Source organism: Streptomyces acidiscabies, from assembly GCF_020010905.1.
Taxonomy (GTDB): Bacteria; Actinomycetota; Actinomycetes; order Streptomycetales; family Streptomycetaceae; genus Streptomyces; species Streptomyces acidiscabies.
On the sequence record NZ_JAGJBY010000001.1, the window covers coordinates 1,645,042 to 1,666,221 of the forward strand.

Below are 21,180 nucleotides of genomic sequence, written 5' to 3' on the forward strand. Positions count from 1 at the left end.
AGACCGAAGGGAAAAGCCCGGAGGAAAGCCCGAGAGGGTGAGTACGAAGGAAGCGTCCGTTCCTTGAGAACTCAACAGCGTGCCAAAAATCAACGCCAGATTAGTTGATACCCCGTCCCCGGCCGATGGCCGAGGATGAGGTTCCTTTGAAACAAACACAGCGAGGACGCTGTGAACGGTCGGATCATTCCTCCGATCGTTCCGCTCTTCTGTGTTGTGCACCGGATTACCGGTAAACATTCACGGAGAGTTTGATCCTGGCTCAGGACGAACGCTGGCGGCGTGCTTAACACATGCAAGTCGAACGATGAAGCCCTTCGGGGTGGATTAGTGGCGAACGGGTGAGTAACACGTGGGCAATCTGCCCTTCACTCTGGGACAAGCCCTGGAAACGGGGTCTAATACCGGATATCACTCCTGCCTGCATGGGCGGGGGTCGAAAGCTCCGGCGGTGAAGGATGAGCCCGCGGCCTATCAGCTTGTTGGTGAGGTAATGGCTCACCAAGGCGACGACGGGTAGCCGGCCTGAGAGGGCGACCGGCCACACTGGGACTGAGACACGGCCCAGACTCCTACGGGAGGCAGCAGTGGGGAATATTGCACAATGGGCGGAAGCCTGATGCAGCGACGCCGCGTGAGGGATGACGGCCTTCGGGTTGTAAACCTCTTTCAGCAGGGAAGAAGCGAAAGTGACGGTACCTGCAGAAGAAGCGCCGGCTAACTACGTGCCAGCAGCCGCGGTAATACGTAGGGCGCAAGCGTTGTCCGGAATTATTGGGCGTAAAGAGCTCGTAGGCGGCTTGTCGCGTCGGATGTGAAAGCCCGGGGCTTAACCCCGGGTCTGCATTCGATACGGGCAGGCTAGAGTTCGGTAGGGGAGATCGGAATTCCTGGTGTAGCGGTGAAATGCGCAGATATCAGGAGGAACACCGGTGGCGAAGGCGGATCTCTGGGCCGATACTGACGCTGAGGAGCGAAAGCGTGGGGAGCGAACAGGATTAGATACCCTGGTAGTCCACGCCGTAAACGGTGGGAACTAGGTGTTGGCGACATTCCACGTCGTCGGTGCCGCAGCTAACGCATTAAGTTCCCCGCCTGGGGAGTACGGCCGCAAGGCTAAAACTCAAAGGAATTGACGGGGGCCCGCACAAGCAGCGGAGCATGTGGCTTAATTCGACGCAACGCGAAGAACCTTACCAAGGCTTGACATACACCGGAAACGGCCAGAGATGGTCGCCCCCTTGTGGTCGGTGTACAGGTGGTGCATGGCTGTCGTCAGCTCGTGTCGTGAGATGTTGGGTTAAGTCCCGCAACGAGCGCAACCCTTGTCCTGTGTTGCCAGCGTGCCCTTCGGGGTGACGGGGACTCACAGGAGACCGCCGGGGTCAACTCGGAGGAAGGTGGGGACGACGTCAAGTCATCATGCCCCTTATGTCTTGGGCTGCACACGTGCTACAATGGCAGGTACAAAGAGCTGCGAAACCGTGAGGTGGAGCGAATCTCAAAAAGCCTGTCTCAGTTCGGATTGGGGTCTGCAACTCGACCCCATGAAGTCGGAGTTGCTAGTAATCGCAGATCAGCATTGCTGCGGTGAATACGTTCCCGGGCCTTGTACACACCGCCCGTCACGTCACGAAAGTCGGTAACACCCGAAGCCGGTGGCCCAACCCCTTGTGGGAGGGAGCTGTCGAAGGTGGGACTGGCGATTGGGACGAAGTCGTAACAAGGTAGCCGTACCGGAAGGTGCGGCTGGATCACCTCCTTTCTAAGGAGCACAGTACCGATTGCAGGCAGATGTTCTGCACGGTCAGCTCATGGGTGGAACGTTGATTATTCGGCCAGGTTCTGGGTCGGAGGCATTGCAGGTACTGTCCGCAAGGGCGTGGAAAGCATGATCTCCGGACGAGGGTCTGGTCGGGCACGCTGTTGGGTGTCTGAGGGAATGAACCCCCTCATGATGCCGACCCCAGTGAACTTCGGCCAAGGCCGGGGGTGATGGGTGGTTGGTCGTTGTTTGAGAACTGCACAGTGGACGCGAGCATCTGTGGCCAAGTTTTTAAGGGCGCACGGTGGATGCCTTGGCACCAGGAACCGATGAAGGACGTGGGAGGCCACGATAGTCCCCGGGGAGCCGTCAACCAGGCTTTGATCCGGGGGTTTCCGAATGGGGAAACCCGGCAGTCGTCATGGGCTGTCACCCATACCTGAACACATAGGGTATGTGGAGGGAACGAGGGGAAGTGAAACATCTCAGTACCCTCAGGAAGAGAAAACAACCGTGATTCCGGGAGTAGTGGCGAGCGAAACCGGATGAGGCCAAACCTACGACGTGTGAGACCCGGCAGGGGTTGCGTCGTGGGGGTTGTGGGATCTCTCTTTCACAGTCTGCCGGCTGTGAGGCGAGTCAGAAACCGTTGATGTAGGCGAAGGACATGCGAAAGGTCCGGCGTAGAGGGTAAGACCCCCGTAGTCGAAACGTCAACGGCTCGTTTGAGAGACACCCAAGTAGCACGGGGCCCGAGAAATCCCGTGTGAATCTGGCGGGACCACCCGCTAAGCCTAAATATTCCCTGGTGACCGATAGCGGATAGTACCGTGAGGGAATGGTGAAAAGTACCGCGGGAGCGGAGTGAAATAGTACCTGAAACCGTGTGCCTACAAGCCGTGGGAGCGTCGCGCATCGAGTTTACTCGGTGCGTCGTGACTGCGTGCCTTTTGAAGAATGAGCCTGCGAGTTTGCGGTGTGTTGCGAGGTTAACCCGGGTGGGGTAGCCGTAGCGAAAGCGAGTCCGAACAGGGCGATTCAGTAGCACGCTCAAGACCCGAAGCGGAGTGATCTAGCCATGGGCAGGTTGAAGCGGAGGTAAGACTTCGTGGAGGACCGAACCCACCAGGGTTGAAAACCTGGGGGATGACCTGTGGTTAGGGGTGAAAGGCCAATCAAACTCCGTGATAGCTGGTTCTCCCCGAAATGCATTTAGGTGCAGCGTCGTGTGTTTCTTGCCGGAGGTAGAGCACTGGATAGGCGATGGGCCCTACCGGGTTACTGACCTTAGCCAAACTCCGAATGCCGGTAAGTGAGAGCGCGGCAGTGAGACTGTGGGGGATAAGCTCCATGGTCGAGAGGGAAACAGCCCAGAGCATCGACTAAGGCCCCTAAGCGTACGCTAAGTGGGAAAGGATGTGGAGTCGCAGAGACAACCAGGAGGTTGGCTTAGAAGCAGCCACCCTTGAAAGAGTGCGTAATAGCTCACTGGTCTAGTGATTCCGCGCCGACAATGTAGCGGGGCTCAAGCGTACCGCCGAAGTCGTGTCATTGCAGCATATAGGGCCAACGCCTGCTGTGATGGGTAGGGGAGCGTCGTGTGCCGGGTGAAGCTGCGCCGGAAGGCAGTGGTGGACGGTTCACGAGTGAGAATGCAGGCATGAGTAGCGATTCACACGTGGGAAACGTGTGCGCCGATTGACTAAGGGTTCCTGGGTCAAGCTGATCTGCCCAGGGTAAGTCGGGACCTAAGGCGAGGCCGACAGGCGTAGTCGATGGATAACCGGTTGATATTCCGGTACCCGCTGTGAAGCGTCAAACATTGAATCCAGTGATGCTAAGGCCGTGAAGCCGTTCCGGACCCTTCGGGGAAAGGAAAGTGGTGGAGCCGCTGAACCGATCTGGTAGTAGGTGAGTGATGGGGTGACGCAGGAAGGTAGTCCAGCCCGGGCGATGGTAGTCCCGGGGTAAGGGTGTAGGCCGAGTGGTAGGCAAATCCGCCGCTCATCAAGGCTGAGACCTGATGCCGAGCCGATTGTGGTGAAGTGGATGATCCTATGCTGTCGAGAAAAGCCTCTAGCGAGTTTCATGGCGGCCCGTACCCTAAACCGACTCAGGTGGTCAGGTAGAGAATACCGAGGCGTTCGGGTGAACTATGGTTAAGGAACTCGGCAAAATGCCCCCGTAACTTCGGGAGAAGGGGGGCCATCACTGGTGAGAGGACTTGCTCCTTGAGCTGGGGGTGGCCGCAGAGACCAGCGAGAAGCGACTGTTTACTAAAAACACAGGTCCGTGCGAAGCCGTAAGGCGATGTATACGGACTGACGCCTGCCCGGTGCTGGAACGTTAAGGGGACCGGTTAGTCACATTTCGGTGTGGCGAAGCTGAGAACTTAAGCGCCAGTAAACGGCGGTGGTAACTATAACCATCCTAAGGTAGCGAAATTCCTTGTCGGGTAAGTTCCGACCTGCACGAATGGCGTAACGACTTCTCGACTGTCTCAACCATAGGCCCGGTGAAATTGCACTACGAGTAAAGATGCTCGTTTCGCGCAGCAGGACGGAAAGACCCCGGGACCTTTACTACAGTTTGATATTGGTGTTCGGTTCGGCTTGTGTAGGATAGCTGGGAGACTTTGAAGCGGCCACGCCAGTGGTTGTGGAGTCGTCGTTGAAATACCAGTCTGGTCGTGCTGGATGTCTAACCTGGGTCCGTGATCCGGATCAGGGACAGTGTCTGATGGGTAGTTTAACTGGGGCGGTTGCCTCCTAAAGAGTAACGGAGGCGCCCAAAGGTTCCCTCAGCCTGGTTGGTAATCAGGTGTTGAGTGTAAGTGCACAAGGGAGCTTGACTGTGAGACCGACGGGTCGAGCAGGGACGAAAGTCGGGACTAGTGATCCGGCGGTGGCTTGTGGAAGCGCCGTCGCTCAACGGATAAAAGGTACCCCGGGGATAACAGGCTGATCTTCCCCAAGAGTCCATATCGACGGGATGGTTTGGCACCTCGATGTCGGCTCGTCGCATCCTGGGGCTGGAGTCGGTCCCAAGGGTTGGGCTGTTCGCCCATTAAAGCGGTACGCGAGCTGGGTTTAGAACGTCGTGAGACAGTTCGGTCCCTATCCGCTGCGCGCGCAGGAACATTGAGAAGGGCTGTCCCTAGTACGAGAGGACCGGGACGGACGAACCTCTGGTGTGCCAGTTGTTCTGCCAAGGGCATGGCTGGTTGGCTACGTTCGGGAGGGATAACCGCTGAAAGCATCTAAGCGGGAAGCCTGCTTCGAGATGAGTGTTCCCACCTCCTTGAGAGGGTAAGGCTCCCAGTAGACGACTGGGTTGATAGGCCAGATCTGGAAGCACCGTAAGGTGTGGAGGTGACTGGTACTAATAGGCCGAGGGCTTGTCCTCAGTTGCTCGCGTCCACTGTGTTGGTTCTGAAACCACGAACAACCCCGTATGGCCATATACGGTGCGGTTGATGTGTTTCATAGTGTTTCGGTGGTTATAGCGTGAGGGAAACGCCCGGTTACATTCCGAACCCGGAAGCTAAGCCTTACAGCGCCGATGGTACTGCAGGGGGGACCCTGTGGGAGAGTAGGACGCCGCCGAACAATCTTTGGAGAAACCCCGCACTTCGGTGCGGGGTTTCTTGTTTTTGAGCCCTTCTTTTAAGCCCCTTCCTCCGGAGGGGCTTTTCTGTTTTCTACAGGCGCCCTGCCGCCTTCAGTGCCAGATACGCGTCCGCCAACGCGGGTGCCAATTCCTCGGGAGTCGCGTCGACGACGGTGACCCCATGGCGTCGGAGCTGTTCGGCCGTACGGTGGCGTTCCGACTGGGCCTGGGCTGCTGCTGCCGCTTCGTAGACCGCGTCGACATCGCCTCGGGCCGCTGCCATGCGGGCGATGTGTGGGTCGGCGACGGAGGCGACGAGGACCGTGTGGCGCTGGGTGAGCTGAGGGAGGACGGGGAGGAGGCCCTCTTCGACGGGGGCCGCGTCGAGCGTCGTCAGCAGGACGAGCAATGTGCGGCGGGGCGCCGTACGAAGGATCGTCGAGGTGAGGGCGCGGGTGTCTGTTTCGACCAGTTCCGCTTCCAGGGTGGCCATGGCGTTGACCAGGGAGGGGAGGACGTTCCGGGCGGTGCGGCCCTGGACCAGGGCGCGGGTGCGGCGGTCGTGGGCCAGGAGGTCGACGCGGTCGCCGGCGCGGGAGGCGAGGGCTGCCAGCAGGAGGGCGGCGTCCATCGCGGCGTCGAGACGTGGTGCGTCGTCCACGCGGCCCGCGGAGGTGCGGCCGGTGTCGAGGACCAGGAGGATGCGGCGGTCGCGCTCGGGACGCCACGTGCGCAGGGCGACGGTGGTCTGGCGGGCGGTGGCGCGCCAGTCGATGGAGCGGGTGTCGTCGCCGGGGACGTACTCGCGGAGGCTGTCGAACTCGGTGCCCTCCCCGCGCGTGAGGACGCTGGTCCGGCCGTCGAGCTCCCTGAGGCGGGCCAGTTTGGCGGGGAGGTGTTTGCGGCTGGCGAACGGGGGGAGAGCGCGGATCGTCCAGGGGACCTTGTGGGTGCCCTGGCGGGTGAAGAGGCCGAGAGGGCCGTACGAGCGGATCGTGACGCGGTCGGCCTGGTGGTCGCCGCGGCGGGTCGGTCGTAGGCGGGTGGTGACGCGGCGGCGTTCGCCGGTGGGGATCGCCATGGGGTGGCGATCGGTCTCCGGGGCTGTGCTGGGGGGCCAGGCGTCGCGGAGGTCGGCTTTGAGGGGGCGGCGGGACGGGTTGGTGACCGTCAACGTGACGTCCGCGGGCTCACCCAGGCGGGTAATTGTGTCGCCGGAGCGGGTCAGGGAAAGTCGTCGTACGGGGGCCGCGAGGGCGAAGTCGCAGGCGCAGGCCAGCGCCAAGGGGGCGTTGACGGCCAGGATGCCTGTCCAGCTCGGGTCCCAGAGGCCGACCGGGAGGGAGCCGAGGGCGGTGATGAGGGCGGCGCGGCCGGTGAGCGCCATCAGCGGGGGACGGGGACGTGGGCGAGGACAGAAGTGATGACGGAGTCGGCGGTGACACCCTCCATCTCGGCCTCGGGGCGGAGCTGGACGCGGTGCCTGAGTGTCGGCAGGGCGAGGGCTTTCACGTCGTCCGGGATGACGTAGTCGCGGCCCGTGAGCCACGCCCACGCGCGGGAGGCCGCCAGCAGCGCGGTCGCTCCGCGCGGGGAGACGCCGAGGGTCAGCGACGGGGAGTCGCGGGTGGCGCGGCAGATGTCGACGACGTACGCGGTGATCTCGGGGGAGACGGTGGTCTTGGCGACGGCCGCGCGGGCGGCTTCGAGGTCGGCGGCGGTCGCCACGGGGCGTACGCCGGCGGCGCGCAGGTCGCGGGGGTCGAAGCCCTCCGCGTGGCGGGTGAGGATGCCGATCTCGTCCTGGCGGGAGGGCAGGGGGATCGTCAGTTTGAGGAGGAAGCGGTCGAGTTGGGCCTCGGGGAGGGGGTAGGTGCCCTCGTACTCGACGGGGTTCTGGGTGGCGGCGACCAGGAACGGGTCGGGGAGGGCGCGCGGGGTGCCGTCGACGGTGACCTGGCGCTCCTCCATGGCCTCCAGGAGGGACGACTGGGTCTTCGGCGGGGTGCGGTTGATCTCGTCGGCCAGGAGGAGGTTGGTGAAGACCGGGCCGGGCTGGAAGGAGAACTCGGCGCTGCGGGTGTCGTAGACGAGGGAGCCCGTCACGTCGCTCGGCATGAGGTCGGGGGTGAACTGGACGCGCTTGGTGTCGAGGTCGAGGGCGGCGGCCAGGGCGCGGACCAGGAGGGTCTTGGCGACGCCGGGGACGCCTTCGAGCAGGACGTGGCCCCGGCACAGGAGGGCGACGACGACGCCTGTGACGGCGGGGTCCTGGCCGACCACGGCCTTGGCGATCTCGGCGCGCAGGGCCTCCAGGGAGGCGCGGGCGGCGCTCGGGTCGCCGGTGTTCCCGGCGTTGTCAGTGGTCGGGTCCGTCATGGACGGCGTACCTCACTTTCGAGGGCGTCGAGTCGGTCGGCGAGGGCGGTCAGGGCCGCGTCGTCGCCTGGCGGGGGGCCGAAGAGGAGGGGGTGCAGGGTCTGTCCGTCGGCGCCGAGGCGGTCGGACAGGGCGGGGATCAGGGTCTCGGGCGTGTGGGCCCGGGCGGCGGGGATGCCGAGGAGAGGGGCGAGGCGGATGCGGGTGGCGGAGCGCAGGGCGTCGGCGGCGCGGTCGCGGGCGTCGGCCCTGCGGTAGAGGCGGGCGCGGCCTTCGACGGTCTCGGAGGCGCGGATCGCGACCGGGAGGCGTTCGGGGACGAGCGGGCCGAAGCGGCGGGCGCGCCACAGGGCGGCGAGCGCGGCGGCGACGAAGAGTTGCAGGGTGCCCCACAGCCAGCCGGAGGGGAGCAGGTCGAGGAGGCTCTTCTCCTCCTGCGGGGTGGCGGTGGCGTCGGAGAGCGAGGGGAGGTACCAGACCAGATGCGGGCGGGAGCCGAGGAGTTGGAGGGCGAGGGAGGCGTTGCCCTGCTCGTCGAGGCGGTCGTTGAGGAGGATGTCGGGGGCGCCGAGGACGATCGTGTCGCCGTCCCCCGAGTCGGCGGGGACGCGCAGGAGGGTGGCGAGGCGGCGGCTCGGGTAGCACTCGTCGATGCCCTGGCGGGTGACGGTGTAGCGGTGGCCGCCGGTGTCGGCGGCGCCCGCGCGGTGGGCCTCGGGGAGCGCGCAGCCGGGGTCGAGGGTGGTGTCGCGGCTGGTCGCCGGGTCGGCGACGACCCCGGGGGCGAGGGTCTGGACGGACCAGCTGCCGGGGGCGACGAGGACGGTACGGCCGCCGGAGCCGGCGGTCGTGGCGCGCAGGGCGCTCTGCTGGCGTTCGGTCAGCAGGTCGGGGACGGCGACCAGGAGGGTGCTGTCGGGGCCTGCCGCCGCGCGCGCGTCGGCCAGCGTGGTCACCACGCGCGTGGTGACGCCCCGGGCGGTGAGGAGTTCGGCGATCGCGCGGCTGCCGTAGGAGTCGGCGGAGCGCGGGTCGAGTTCGCCGTGGTGGGTGTCGGACTGGAGCGCGGCGACGGTGACGCCCGTGACGAGGAGGAGGGTGACGGCGAGGGCGACGCCCCGCGCGCGGGTCCACAGGTGGCGGGCGGTGGGGGAGGCCGATGTGGTCATCGGGCGGCCCCCTGGCGGTCCGTGAGCCGGGGCTTCGTACGGTCGAGGGTCTCGTCGAGGGCGGCGATGCGCCGGTACGACTGTTCGCTCGCGGACCGGCCGCCGTACGTGACGTCGTCGAAGGCGCGGGCGGCGGAGTGCAGGCCGTCGGCGTGGTCGGGGAGGGCGTGGGCGGCTTCGGCGGCGGCCTCGTCGGCGGTGCGGCCGGGCCGGGCGTCGAGGAGGGCGCGCTCCTCCAGGGCGCGGACGATGGCGCGCATCCGCTCCTGGACGGCTTGGTTCCAGTGGCCGTGGGCGGCGTGCTCCTCGGCGGCGGCGCGGTGGTCGGCGGCGCTGCGGGCGCGGGCGCCGAAGAGGGCGTCGGACGGGGAGACGGGCGTACGGCGGGGGGCGCCCAGGCGCCACCACAGGGCGGCTGCGACGGCGATGACGGCCAGGGCGATGACGGCGAGGCCGAGCGGGCCGCCCGGGGTGGCGCCGGCCGCCGTGTCGAAGAGGTCGCCCAGCCACTTCCAGAAGGCGTCCAGGGCGCGCTGGACGAGGTTGGGGTCGTTCTCGTGGTACAGCCGCCTGGACAGTTCGCGGCGGGCCGCCTCCCGCGCGGGATCGCGGGGTGTGGTCAGCGGCGGTGTGTCGTCCGAGGCCACCGCCGACCACAGGGCCCCGACCGTTCCCCCCGTCCGGTGCACGCCGTCAGCTCCCGGGGGTGGCGGTGGTGCCGTAGTCCTGGAGGCCTGCGGCGCGGGCGAGTTCGAGGTCGAGGGCCTCGCGCCGGATGCGCTGGTCGACGTACAGGAGCACGGAGACGCCCGCGGTGATCGGGAACGTGATCATGTAGCCGATGACGGCGCCGATGCCGCTGATGATCAGGTACGTCCAGCCGTAGGTGACGGCGGGGTCGGTGAAGCCGTTCAGGCCATCGCCCCCGAAGGCGGCGCCGACCAGGGCGAACGGGACGACGACGATCATCGCGAGGATGTTGGAGATGATCGTCCCGAGCAGCTGGATGCCGAAGACCCGCCACCAGGAGCCGCGCACCAGCTTGACGGAGCGGCCCAGCGCCTTCTTGATGCCCTGCTTCTCCAGCATCAGCGCGGGCGGCGCGAGGGAGAAGCGGACGCCGAGCCAGATGGCGACGGCGAGCCCGGCGAAGACGCCGACGAGGGCCAGGGCGACGCCGGCCGCCGTGGCGCCGCCCGCGGCGGCCAGGAGGATGCCGGGCAGGGCGCCGACGACCATCGTGCCGACCACGAGGACCATCATCAGCAGGATCAGCGCGAACAGGCGCGGCAGGCGCGGGAGGGCGTCGCGCCAGGCCTCGCCGGGCGAGACGGCCCTGCCGAGGATCGCGCGGCTGACGACGGTGGTGAGCAGGGCGGTCGCGATGACCGTGCCGATCAGGGAGACCGCGTAGACGACCGCCGAGGCGGTCATCGAATCGCCCAGGGCGCGGCTGACCTCGTCGAAGCTGGCGTTCGGGTCGCCGATGGCGTCCGTGCTCGCGTCGTCCAGGAGCAGGCCCTGGACGAGGACGGTGATGATCTCCACGACGACGGCGACGGCCAGGGAGATGCCGAGGACCGTGCGCCAGTACGTGCGCATGGTGGAGACCGCGCCGTCGAGGATCTCGCCGACGCCCAGGGGGCGCAGCGGGATGATGCCGGGCTTGGCGGCGGGCGGGGGGCCTCCCCAGCCGGTGCCCCAGCCGCCGGGGGTCCCGTAGGTGCCGCCGGGGTGGGTCGTCGGGGCGTTCCAGCCCGTGGGGGCGCCCGGGCCCGGTGGGGGCGGCGGGGGCGTCTGGCCGGGCGTCTGGCGCGTGGGCGCGGTCCACTGGCCGGCGGGCGGCTGTTTCTCGGACCACTGCGTGCCGGAGTCGGACGGTCGGCCGCCTTGCTGGTCCGAGGGCGGGGTGGACTCCTGTCCTTCGGGGCCCTCGGGGGCCGATCCGGGCGAGGCCCAGCCCGGAGTGTCGTTCATCGTCGCTCCTTCACGGCGCCGGTCCGCGGTCGCGGCGGCAGGTTGGGTGCCATCGTGTCATGGGGCACCGACAGCGGGACCGGCCGAGGTGGGGACCGCGAACCTTCCATGGTCCGGCGGATCCTGGGCAGACTCACCGCATGGCTGATCCGTACACGCACACGGGAGACGACAACCACCCCACCGGGATACCGGTGATCCGATGGGAGGAGCTGCCGGAAGGACCCGTTCTCGTCCTCCTCGACCAGACGAGACTGCCCGCCGAGGAGGTCGAGCTGGTGTGCACGGACGCGTCCGTGCTGGTGGAGGCGATCAGGTCGCTCGCCGTGCGCGGGGCGCCACTGCTGGGCATCGCCGGGGCGTACGGGGTCGCGCTCGCCGCCGCGCGTGGGTTCGACGCCCAGGAGGCGGCGGCGGCTCTCGCGGGTGCGCGCCCGACCGCCGTGAACCTCTCCGTCGGCGTGACGCGGGCCCTGGACGCGCACCGGGCCGCGCTCGGCGAGGGTGGGGACGAGAAGCGGGCCGCGCAGGCGGCGCTGGCTGCGGCGCGGCGGCTGCACCAGGAGGACGCCGAGGCCAGCGCCGGGATGGCGCGGCACGGGCTCGCGCTCCTCGACGAGCTGCTGCCGGGCGGCGGGCACCGGATCCTCACCCACTGCAACACCGGTTCGCTGGTGTCCGGCGGGGAGGGGACGGCGTTCGCGGTGGCGCTGGCCGCGCACCGCGCGGGGCGGCTGCGCAGGCTGTGGGTGGACGAGACGCGCCCGCTGCTCCAGGGGGCGCGTCTCACGGCGTACGAGGCGGCGCGCAGCGGGATGGCGTACACGCTGCTCACCGACAACGCGGCGGGGTCGCTGTTCGCGGCCGGGGAGGTCGACGCGGTGCTGATCGGGGCGGACCGGATCGCGGCCGACGGGTCGGTGGCGAACAAGATCGGAAGCTATCCGCTGGCGGTCCTCGCGCGCTACCACCACGTGCCGTTCGTCGTGGTCGCGCCGGTGACGACGATCGATCTGGCGACACCTGACGGGGCGTCGATCGAGGTCGAGCAGCGGCCCGGGTACGAGGTGACGGAGGCCGTCGTACCGCAGGCGCCGGTCGTCGGATCGGGCGGCGGGATCCCCGTCGCGCCGCTCGGCACCCAGGCGTACAACCCGGCTTTCGATGTGACGCCGCCCGAGCTGGTGACGGCCGTCGTCACCGAGGAGGGGGCCGTCGCGCCGGTGACCGCGGAGGCGATCGCAGGGCTGTGCACGAGGTCACGGCGGGTGACGATCTAGCCGTACGTGGGTGCGTGGGTGCGGGTGGGAGGGGGCCTGGGCAGACAGTGACCGGTCGGTGCGGCTATGGTCACGGGTCAGTGACCTGCCTCACCTGCGCTCCAGGCACCGTTATGAGAATGGGATGATGTCGTTTATGAAGGGACGAGTCCTTGTCGTCGACGACGACACCGCACTGGCCGAGATGCTCGGCATCGTGCTGCGTGGTGAGGGTTTTGAGCCGTCTTTCGTAGCCGACGGTGACAAGGCGCTGGCTGCTTTCCGGGAGGCCAAGCCGGATCTGGTGCTGCTGGACCTGATGCTGCCCGGAAGGGACGGCATCGAGGTGTGCCGGCTGATCCGGGCGGAGTCCGGAGTACCGATCGTGATGCTCACGGCGAAGAGCGACACCGTCGACGTGGTGGTGGGCCTGGAGTCCGGGGCCGACGACTACATCGTCAAGCCGTTCAAGCCGAAGGAGCTGGTCGCGAGGATCCGCGCGCGTCTGCGGCGGTCCGAGGAGCCGGCGCCGGAGCAGCTGACGATAGGCGACCTGGTCATCGACGTCGCCGGGCACTCGGTCAAGCGCGACGGGCAGTCGATCGCGCTGACGCCGCTGGAGTTCGACCTGCTGGTCGCGCTCGCGCGCAAGCCGTGGCAGGTCTTCACCCGCGAGGTGCTCCTCGAACAGGTGTGGGGCTACCGGCACGCCGCCGACACCCGCCTGGTCAACGTGCACGTGCAGCGGCTGCGCTCCAAGGTCGAGAAGGACCCGGAGCGGCCGGAGATCGTCGTGACCGTCCGCGGCGTCGGTTACAAGGCCGGGCCGAGCTGACATGTCCGGGGACAGTGCCGCTTCGGCGCCAGGCCGGTCAGGGGCCCGGCCGCAGCGGCCTGTCGGCCGGGAGAGCGATCAGGCTCTGAGGGCCCTGAAGGGCCCCAGGACGGCCAAGGACCGCTTCGGGCGGCTCCTGGACGGCGGACTGCTCCAGGGTGGCGTACAGGGCAGCCCAGTGCTGCGGCTGCTGCTGCGCTGGGTACGGCGTCCGCTGCTGCCGGTGATGCGGCTGTGGCGGCGCAACATCCAGCTCAAGGTCGTCGTCACCACCCTGCTGATGTCCCTGGGCGTCGTCCTGCTGCTCGGGTTCGTCGTCATCGGGCAGGTCCGCAACGGCCTGCTGGACGCCAAGGTGCGCGCCTCGCAGAGCCAGGCCACCGGCGGGTTCGCCGTCGCCAAGCAGCAGGCCGACACGGAGGCCGCCGGCGACGGGCCGGCCTCCTCCACCGACCGCTCCGCGCAGAACGTCAGCCCGTGGCTCAGCGTCCTCGTGTCGTCGCTCTCCAGCGGCGGCCAGGGCGCCTTCGACGTCGTCACGCTGCCCATCGGCGGCGGTGAGGGCGGGCCGGGGCCGCGCGCCTCCGGGGGCGTGAGCCCCACCGCGAGCGTGCCGGACGCCCTGCGCGCGCGGGTGAACGACTCCACCTCCGCCGCCCAGAGCTACACCCGCATCCGCTACGACAGCGGCAAGGAGTCGCAGCCCGCGCTGGTCATCGGCAAGCGGCTCAGCGACCCCAACGGCGCCGCCTACGAGCTGTACTACCTCTTCCCGCTCACCCAGGAGGAGAAGTCCCTCAGCCTCGTCAAGGGCACCCTGGCGACCGCCGGGCTCTTCGTCGTCGTCCTCCTCGGGGCGATCGCCTGGCTCGTCGTACGGCAGGTCGTCACGCCCGTGCGGATGGCCGCCGGGATCGCCGAACGGCTGTCCGCCGGGCGGCTCCAGGAACGGATGAAGGTCACCGGCGAGGACGACATCGCGCGCCTGGGCGAGGCGTTCAACAAGATGGCGCAGAACCTCCAGCTGAAGATCCAGCAGCTGGAGGACCTCTCGCGGATGCAGCGCCGGTTCGTGTCCGACGTGTCGCACGAACTGCGCACCCCCCTGACGACCGTACGGATGGCCGCCGACGTCATCCACGACGCGCGCGAGGACTTCGATCCGATGACCGCGCGCTCCGCCGAGCTCCTCGCCGACCAGCTGGACCGGTTCGAGACGCTCCTCGCCGACCTGCTGGAGATCAGCCGGTTCGACGCGGGCGCGGCGGCGCTGGAGGCCGAGCCGATAGACCTCCGGGAGGTCGTACGGCGGGTCGTCGACGGGGCCGCGCCGCTCGCCGAGCGCAAGGGGACGGCCGTACGCGTCGTCGGCGATCAGCAGCCCGTCGTCGCCGAGGCCGACGCGCGGCGCGTGGAGCGGGTGCTGCGCAACCTTGTCGTCAACGCCGTGGAGCACGGTGAGGGGCGGGACGTCGTGGTGAAGCTGGCCGCCGCCGGGGGGGCTGTCGCCGTCGCCGTGCGCGACTACGGCGTCGGGCTGAAGCCCGGTGAGGCCACGCGCGTGTTCAGCCGGTTCTGGCGGGCCGACCCCGCGCGCGCGAGGACGACCGGCGGGACCGGGCTCGGGCTGTCGATCGCCCTGGAGGACGCGCGCCTGCACGGCGGGTGGCTCCAGGCGTGGGGCGAGCCCGGGGGCGGCTCGCAGTTCCGGCTGACGCTTCCCCGTACGGCCGACGAGCCGCTGCGCGGGTCGCCGATACCGCTGGAGCCGAAGGACTCGCGCAGGAACCGGGCGGCGGGCGGCGCCTCGCGCTCGCGCGTGAAGAGCGCGACCGTGCCGGTGCAGCAGAGTGGCGACCGGCTTCCGCGCGTGGGCGCTGTTTCCGCCACGGCGGATCCGACGGCGTTGCCGGGGAGCGGGGCGCGGGTCATACCGCGCGCGGGAGGGCCGGTCCCGGTGGAGGAGCCGGCTTCGGCAGAAGTGCGGCTGGGCGGTGCTTCCGGCCTGTCCAGCGAGGAAGGGGAGGCCGCTCGTGGGCGGTGAGGGGGGTGCCCGGCGGGTGCCGGGGCGCGTTGCCGCGTACGTCGTCTGCGGGGCCGTTCTGCTGAGCGGGTGTGCCTCGATGCCCGACCACGGGGATCTGCGCGGGGTGGAGTCGACGCCCCGGCAGGACACGCAGGTGCGGGTGTTCGCGATGCCGCCGCAGGAGGGGGCGACGCCCGGGGCGATCGTCCAGGGCTTCCTCGAAGCGCTGACCAGCGACGACCCGGACTACGCGACGGCCCGCAAGTACCTGATCGGCAAGGCCGCCAAGACCTGGGACCCGGAGAGCTCGACGACGGTCCTCGACGTCGGCCCGCAGCCGATGCAGGAGCGCCCGGGCGGGCGTGAGGGCGGTGCGGACATGTCGATCACCCTCGACGGCGAGCGCGTGGCCGCTCTGGACGCGCAGCAGTCGTACACGCCTGAGGTGGGCAAGTACCGGCAGACCCTGCACCTCGTGCAGGACGACAAGGAGCAGTGGCGGATCGACGAACTGCCCCAGGGCGTCGTCATGGGGCGGTCGGACTTCGCGCGCAACTACACGTCCGTCAACAAGTACTACTTCGCCTCCCGCGCACGCGTGGGGACCGTGCCCGCCGCCGTCGCGGACCCCGTGTACGTGCGCAAGCGCGTCGACCCGACGACCCAGATGGTGCGCTCCCTGCTCGACGGGCCCACGAACTGGCTGCGGCCCGTCGTCCGGTCGGGCTTCCCCACCGGTGTGGCCCTCGCGGACGACGCCGGGCCGCTCGTGCCGAACGACCAGAACAAGCTCACCGTGCCGCTCGACCGCAAGGCCGCGGGCGTGAAGCAGGGCAAGTGCGACGAGATGGCCGCGCAGATCCTGTTCACCCTCCAGAGCCTCACCCCGGTCGTCGACGAGGTCGAGCTCCAGGCCGACGGACGGCGGCTGTGCTCGCTCGGCGAGGGGCGCTCGGCCGGGATCGCCGCGCGCGGGTCCGCGCAGAGCCCCGGGCACCTGTACTTCATCGACGGCGAGCACCGCCTCCAGTGGATGGCGGCCGACGGCAACGACGCCGCGCCCGAGTCGGTGCCCGGCGCGTTCGGGGACGGCGGCAAGGCGCTGCGGTCCGTGGCCGTGTCCCGGGACGAGCACGAGGCCGCCGGGGTCACCCTCGACGGCAAGCAGCTGTACGTCACCTCGCTGGCGTCCGGCAGCCAGCTCGGCAACCCCGTGCTGGCCAGCGCGGGCGCGACCGAGAAGGACCGGTTCACCACGCCCACCTGGGACGCGCAGGGCGATCTGTGGGTTGCCGACCGCAATCCCCTGACGCCCCGGCTCTACCTGCTCGCCAAGGGCGACGACACGCCCGTCGTGGTGAGCACGCCCGGTCTCACGGGGCGGATCAACGCGGTGCGGATGGCGGCCGACGGGGTGCGGGTCGCGCTCGTCGTCGAGTCCGGGGGGCGGCAGTCGCTGCTCGTCGGGCGGGTCGAGCGGGACGAGGGCAGTGACGGCCGCGAGACCGTGTCCGTGCAGGAACTGCGGTCCGCCACGCCCGAGTTGGAGCAGGTGACCGCCGTGTCCTGGGCCTCCGACAGCCGGCTCGTCGTGGTCGGCAAGGAGACCGGCGGGGTCGAGCAGGTGCAGTACGTCCAGTGCGACGGGTCGGTGCCGGAGACCGGTGCGCTGCCCGGGCTCACCGAGGTGCAGAGCATCGCCGCGTCCGAGGACAGCGAGGCGCCGTTGTTCGCCACGTCCAAGGACGGGTTGCTGTGGCTGCCGGGTGGGAGCGGGTGGCGGACGCTGAAGCCGACGGCTTCGGTGGCGTTCTATCCGGGGTGAACTCGGGGGTCTGCCACCGGGGTTGGGGGCGGTGGCAGATCCGGTGCCGGGGTCGGTGGGGTGAGGTGCGGGGTGCCGTGGGTTGTGCCGGGGTGGCTTCGGCTGGTCGGTCGGCGGGGCCTGGTGGTGGGAGTGGTGAAGGGGCGGCGCAGGACCAGGGGGGACCGGGGTGTTCGAGGGGGTTCCGGCTGGGGTGTCGGGTGCGCGTCAGGAGTTTTCCACAGGGGTGGCGGCTGGGCGGCGGCGTGGGCACAGTGGAGTGTGTGAACGGTGTACGGCGGTACTGGAGGGACCTCGGTGACCTGGTGTTGCCGGGGGAGTGCGCGGGGTGCGGGCGGGCTCGTACGGTGCTCTGCGCGCAGTGCCGGGAGGCGTTGAGCGGAGAGGAGGCGCGGTGGGTGCGGATCAGGCGGCGGCAGGCCGGGTTGCCGCCGGTGTGTGCGGCGGGGCCGTACGCGGGAGCGGTGCGGGAGGTGTTGCTGGCGCACAAGGAGCGGGGGGCGTTGGGGCTGGTGGGGGCGCTGGGGGCGGGGTTGGCTCGGGCTGTGGGGGTGGGGCTGGGAGGGGCGCTTCCAGGAGATGGGCCGACTGTGGGCGGTGAGGTGTTGCTCGTCCCCGTGCCGTCCGGGCGTGGGGCTGTGCGGGCTCGGGGGCATGATCCGGTTCGGCGGGTGGCGTTGGCCGCTGCGGGAGTGTTGCGGCGGGGTGGGGTGGACGTGCGGGTCGCGTCCGTGGTGCGGCAGCGGGTGGGGGTGCGGGATCAGGCCGGGCTCGGGTTCTGGGAGCGGCGGGAGAACCTGGCGGGGGCGTTGCGGGTGAGTCCCGCGGGGGTGCGGGTACTGCGGGGGAGAGCTGTCGTGCTCGTCGACGACATCGTCACTACCGGGGCGTCGCTCGCGGAGGCCGCGCGGGTGGTTGGGGAGGCGTGTGAGGGGGGAGGTGAAGAAGTGTCCGGTGAAGTCGCCCGGGAAGGGCCTCACCCGGTGGAGAGGAGGCGACGAGGGGTGCTGTGCGCGGCCGTGGTCGCGGGATCACCGGATTCTTTTGAAATAAACCGGAACTGATCGAGAAGGCGCTTCGTTGCAGCTGGTGAGAGGCGCAATTCACCGGAACGGAGGTATGCGGGAGTAGAGGGTGACGCCATCCGTCCGGGCGAGATATGTTCGGTTCGGAGAGAGAAAGCCGCAGGCCGCATCTCTCGAATCCGAAATGCCGTGCGCGGTTTCGGGAAAAGACCCGCGCCGCCCAGGATGTGGATCTCTCCTCAGGGGGAGGAGGTGGACGTCACCGAGTAGGAAGGTTCCGGGGCCCACCGGAATCTGGTGCGAAAGGGAGATGCTCCGCGACGGAGCGGAGCGATCCGGGAACGGAGTTCTGCGTGGACATCGTCGTCAAGGGCCGTAAGACCGAAGTGGCCGAGCGGTTCCGTAAGCACGTGGCCGAGAAGCTGAACGTGGAGAAGATCCAGAAGCTCGACGGCAAGGTGATCAGCCTGGACGTCGAGGTGTCCAAGGAGCCGAATCCCCGGCAGGCCGACCACCGGGACCGGGTGGAGATCACGCTGCGTTCCCGCGGCCCGGTGATCCGGGCGGAAGCGGCGGCCAGCGACCCGTACGCGGCACTCGACCTGGCGGCGGAGAAGCTCGACGCACAGCTGCGCAAGCAGCACGACAAGCGCTACACCAGGCGTGGCTCCCGCCGGCTGACGGCGGCGGAGGTCCCCGACCACGTCCCGGGCGTGGCCACCCTCAACGGCGGCGACGGCGAGCCGGTCGACGCCGACCGCGACGGCGGCGTACCCACGAAGAAGATGGGCTCGCTGGAGGTGCAGGGCGACGGTCCCCTCGTCGTCCGGGAGAAGACCCACGTCGCGGCCCCGATGACCCTCGACCAGGCGCTCTACGAGATGGAACTGGTCGGACACGACTTCTACCTCTTCGTCGACTCCGAGACCAAGGAATCCAGCGTCGTCTACCGGCGGCACGCGTACGACTACGGCGTGATCCACCTCCAGACCGACACGATGGTCACCGCGCAGGCGCACGGCGGCGAACCGGGCGGCACGCTCGGCGGCTGACCGCGCCGGCGATGACCCTCAGGGTGCCCCTGGAGCGCGTGTGCGCCCCCAGGGGCACCCGCGTGCGACCACTTCACGCCTTGCTCCGTCACCGCATTGTCGTCAGGGCATGGAATCATGGCCAGGGCGGCTCAACGAGTGGGCCGTTGCCTCGGGTTGGCGATGGCACGGACCAACGGCCCCAGCCTCAGGGGGAGGAACGATGGCGGACAGCTTCGGACCGATGCGGGACGAGGACGCACGCGACGGCGTCGTCGGCATGGGCCCGGACGCGGGCACCTCGCGGGGGGAGCCGATCAGAGTGCTGGTCGTCGACGACCACGCGCTGTTCCGCCGGGGACTGGAGATCGTGCTCGCGGCCGAGGAGGACATCCAGGTCGTCGGGGAGGCGGGGGACGGGGCCGAGGCGGTCGACAAAGCCGCGGATCTGCTGCCCGACATCGTGCTGATGGACGTACGGATGCCCAAGCGCGGGGGCATCGAGGCCTGCACCTCCATCAAGGAGGTGGCGCCCAGCGCGAAGATCATCATGTTGACCATAAGCGACGAGGAAGCCGACCTCTACGACGCGATCAAGGCCGGGGCCACCGGGTATCTGCTCAAGGAGATCTCCACCGACGAGGTCGCCACCGCGATCCGTGCCGTCGCCGACGGGCAGTCCCAGATCAGTCCCTCCATGGCGTCCAAACTGCTCACCGAGTTCAAATCGATGATCCAGCGGACCGACGAGCGGCGGCTCGTGCCCGCGCCGCGGCTCACCGACCGGGAACTCGAAGTGCTCAAGCTCGTCGCCACCGGGATGAACAACCGGGACATCGCCAAGGAGCTGTTCATCTCCGAGAACACTGTGAAGAACCATGTGCGCAACATCCTGGAGAAGCTTCAGCTGCACTCCAGGATGGAGGCCGTGGTCTATGCGATGCGGGAGAAGATCCTTGAGATCCGGTGAGTTTCCCGGTGTGGAGCCGCGCTCAGCGTAGGGCTGCGGTCAGGGCCCTCCTCGTCTCCTGCGCCAGGGGGTCCTGGAGGTCCTGCGGTGTCACCCGCTCCACCCTGATGTCCGTGCAGTCCACCCAGCTCGCCGCTTCCACCAGTGCCTGCGCCACCGCCGGGACCGCCTTCGGGCCGTCCAGCGAGACCTGCTTCGCCACCAGCGTGGTGCCCTCTCTTGCCGGGTCCACCCTGCCGACCAGGCGACCGCCCGCCAGGACCGGCATCGCGAAATAGCCGTGTACGCGCTTGGGCTTCGGGACGTACGCCTCCAGGCGGTGGGTGACGCCGAAGACCCGTTCCGTTCTCGCGCGCTCCCAGATCAGGGAGTCGAACGGGGACAGCAGTGTCGTGCGGTGGCGGCCCCTCGGAGGGGTTTCCAGCGCCTTCGGGTCCGCCCATGCCGGTTTGCCCCAGCCCGTCACCGTCACCGGGGTCAGGCCCGAGTCCTCGATCACCTCGTCCACCTGGTCCGCTCTCAGGCGGTGGTAGTCCGCGATGTCCGATCTCGTGCCCACGCCCAGGGCCTCGCCGGCCAGGCGGACCAGGCGGCGTACGCACTCCCTGTCCGACAGGTCGTCGTGCAGGAGGTCTGCCGGGATTGCTCGTTCTGCCAGGTCGTAGACGCGTTTCCAGCTTTTGCGGTCCACGCAGACGACCTCGCCGTACATCAGTGCGCGTTCCACCGCGACCTTTGTGCCCGACCAGTCCCACCAGTCGCTCGTCTTCTTCGCGCCGCCCAGTTCCGTGGCCGTCAGCGGGCCCTCCGTGCGGAGCTGTTTGATCACCTGGTCGTAGACGCCGTCCGGGAGTGTGTGATTCCAGTGGGGGCGGTTTCTGTACGCGCGGCGGCGGAACGCGAAGTGGGGCCATTCCTCGATCGGGAGGATGCAGGCCGCGTGGGACCAGTACTCGAACGCGTGTGGGGGTGTGGTGGGGGTGGTCGGGGTCCAGTACGCGGATTCCACCGTCTTGCGGCCCACTGCGCCCAGGCGGGCGTACGGGATGAGTTCGTGGGAGCGGGCCAGGACGGAGATCGTGTCCAGTTGGACCGCGCCCAGGTGGCGGAGGGTGCCTCGGACGCCGGATCTGCGGTCCGGGGTGCCTAGGAGGCCCTGCGCCTTGAGGATGATGCGGCGGGCTTCGTCGGGGGTGAGGGTGGTGGTTGGGGGTGGGAGGGGCGTCATGTCTTCGCACGATAGGGGGTGGGTCTGACAGTGGGGGCTGACCTGGAGTTTTCTCGCCCCCGCCGCCCCTACCCGTCCCATC

At 68.6% G+C, this 21,180-nt stretch carries 13 protein-coding genes and 3 rRNA genes; 10 read left to right on the forward strand and 6 right to left on the reverse strand.

What is annotated here, in order from left to right:
• The first annotated feature begins 239 nt into the window (after positions 1 to 239).
• From J8M50_RS07880 to rrf, 3 genes are all read left to right on the forward strand, one after another.
• Positions 240 to 1,765 (forward strand): 16S ribosomal RNA (locus J8M50_RS07880).
• Positions 1,766 to 2,046: 281 nt separating this feature from the next.
• Positions 2,047 to 5,170 (forward strand): 23S ribosomal RNA (locus J8M50_RS07885).
• 86 nt (positions 5,171 to 5,256) lie between these two features.
• Positions 5,257 to 5,373, forward strand: a 5S ribosomal RNA gene (gene rrf, locus J8M50_RS07890).
• The 16S, 23S and 5S rRNA genes sit together here, the layout of an rRNA operon.
• A gap of 92 nt (positions 5,374 to 5,465) precedes the next feature.
• Here the strand turns inward: rrf and J8M50_RS07895 are convergent.
• From J8M50_RS07895 to J8M50_RS07915, 5 genes are read right to left on the reverse strand one after another with little or no spacing between them, the layout of a single operon-like run.
• Positions 5,466 to 6,761, reverse strand: a complete 1,296-nt coding sequence (locus J8M50_RS07895) for a DUF58 domain-containing protein (RefSeq protein ID WP_010359262.1) — start codon at positions 6,759 to 6,761, stop codon at positions 5,466 to 5,468.
• Entirely contained in the window at positions 6,761 to 7,753 is a 993-nt protein-coding gene (locus J8M50_RS07900; protein ID WP_010359264.1) for an AAA family ATPase, read from the reverse strand. Before J8M50_RS07900 ends, J8M50_RS07895 begins: the two co-directional genes overlap by 1 nt.
• On the reverse strand, positions 7,750 to 8,922 hold the full coding sequence (locus J8M50_RS07905; protein ID WP_010359265.1) for a DUF4350 domain-containing protein: 1,173 nt from the start codon (positions 8,920 to 8,922) through the stop codon (positions 7,750 to 7,752). Before J8M50_RS07905 ends, J8M50_RS07900 begins: the two co-directional genes overlap by 4 nt.
• Positions 8,919 to 9,611: a DUF4129 domain-containing protein gene (locus J8M50_RS07910; RefSeq protein WP_010359266.1), complete on the reverse strand. Its 693-nt coding sequence runs from the start codon at positions 9,609 to 9,611 to the stop codon at positions 8,919 to 8,921. The genes J8M50_RS07905 and J8M50_RS07910 overlap by 4 nt, the downstream gene beginning before the upstream one ends.
• Positions 9,612 to 9,615: 4 nt before the next feature.
• Positions 9,616 to 10,899, reverse strand: a complete 1,284-nt coding sequence (locus tag J8M50_RS07915; RefSeq protein ID WP_010359267.1) for a DUF7847 domain-containing protein — start codon at positions 10,897 to 10,899, stop codon at positions 9,616 to 9,618.
• Between the two features lie 140 nt (positions 10,900 to 11,039).
• Here J8M50_RS07915 and mtnA point away from each other — a divergent pair, with 140 nt between their 5' ends.
• From mtnA to J8M50_RS07950, 7 genes are all read left to right on the forward strand, one after another.
• Positions 11,040 to 12,179, forward strand: coding sequence for an S-methyl-5-thioribose-1-phosphate isomerase (gene mtnA / locus J8M50_RS07920; RefSeq protein WP_059048258.1), 1,140 nt, complete (start codon positions 11,040 to 11,042; stop codon positions 12,177 to 12,179).
• Between the two features lie 124 nt (positions 12,180 to 12,303).
• Positions 12,304 to 12,993, forward strand: a complete 690-nt coding sequence (gene mtrA, locus J8M50_RS07925) for a two-component system response regulator MtrA (protein WP_005316841.1) — start codon at positions 12,304 to 12,306, stop codon at positions 12,991 to 12,993.
• Between the two features lies 1 nt (position 12,994).
• Positions 12,995 to 15,037, forward strand: a complete 2,043-nt coding sequence (gene mtrB / locus J8M50_RS07930; RefSeq protein WP_029184273.1) for an MtrAB system histidine kinase MtrB — start codon at positions 12,995 to 12,997, stop codon at positions 15,035 to 15,037.
• Positions 15,027 to 16,844 carry an LpqB family beta-propeller domain-containing protein gene (locus J8M50_RS07935; protein WP_010356954.1) on the forward strand — a complete coding sequence of 606 codons (1,818 nt, stop codon included), beginning with the start codon at positions 15,027 to 15,029 and terminating at the stop codon, positions 16,842 to 16,844. Before mtrB ends, J8M50_RS07935 begins: the two co-directional genes overlap by 11 nt.
• 263 nt (positions 16,845 to 17,107) lie before the next feature.
• The gene (locus tag J8M50_RS07940) at positions 17,108 to 17,908 is read left to right on the forward strand and encodes a ComF family protein (RefSeq protein WP_100216853.1); all 801 of its coding nucleotides are present in this window, start codon (positions 17,108 to 17,110) and stop codon (positions 17,906 to 17,908) included.
• A gap of 314 nt (positions 17,909 to 18,222) precedes the next feature.
• Positions 18,223 to 18,921 (forward strand): ribosome hibernation-promoting factor, HPF/YfiA family, encoded by a 699-nt coding sequence (hpf, locus tag J8M50_RS07945; RefSeq protein WP_010356951.1) that lies wholly within the window; start codon positions 18,223 to 18,225, stop codon positions 18,919 to 18,921.
• 202 nt (positions 18,922 to 19,123) lie between these two features.
• Positions 19,124 to 19,870 carry a response regulator gene (locus J8M50_RS07950; protein WP_010356950.1) on the forward strand — a complete coding sequence of 249 codons (747 nt, stop codon included), beginning with the start codon at positions 19,124 to 19,126 and terminating at the stop codon, positions 19,868 to 19,870.
• Positions 19,871 to 19,892: 22 nt separating this feature from the next.
• On the opposite strand, the gene J8M50_RS07955 is transcribed toward J8M50_RS07950, so the two are convergent.
• Positions 19,893 to 21,098 (reverse strand): winged helix-turn-helix domain-containing protein, encoded by a 1,206-nt coding sequence (locus J8M50_RS07955; protein ID WP_010356949.1) that lies wholly within the window; start codon positions 21,096 to 21,098, stop codon positions 19,893 to 19,895.
• Between the last annotated feature and the right edge of the window lie 82 nt (positions 21,099 to 21,180).

Coding starts and splice junctions, on each gene's coding strand:
- J8M50_RS07895 (WP_010359262.1), bottom strand. CDS start 6,761: ATGGCGCTCACCGGCCGCGCCGCCCTCATCACCGCCCTCGGCTCCCTC.
- J8M50_RS07900 (WP_010359264.1), bottom strand. CDS start 7,753: ATGACGGACCCGACCACTGACAACGCCGGGAACACCGGCGACCCGAGC.
- J8M50_RS07905 (WP_010359265.1), bottom strand. CDS start 8,922: ATGACCACATCGGCCTCCCCCACCGCCCGCCACCTGTGGACCCGCGCG.
- J8M50_RS07915 (WP_010359267.1), bottom strand. CDS start 10,899: ATGAACGACACTCCGGGCTGGGCCTCGCCCGGATCGGCCCCCGAGGGC.
- mtnA (WP_059048258.1), top strand. CDS start 11,040: ATGGCTGATCCGTACACGCACACGGGAGACGACAACCACCCCACCGGG.
- mtrA (WP_005316841.1), top strand. CDS start 12,304: ATGATGTCGTTTATGAAGGGACGAGTCCTTGTCGTCGACGACGACACC.
- mtrB (WP_029184273.1), top strand. CDS start 12,995: ATGTCCGGGGACAGTGCCGCTTCGGCGCCAGGCCGGTCAGGGGCCCGG.
- J8M50_RS07950 (WP_010356950.1), top strand. CDS start 19,124: ATGGCGGACAGCTTCGGACCGATGCGGGACGAGGACGCACGCGACGGC.
- J8M50_RS07955 (WP_010356949.1), bottom strand. CDS start 21,098: ATGACGCCCCTCCCACCCCCAACCACCACCCTCACCCCCGACGAAGCC.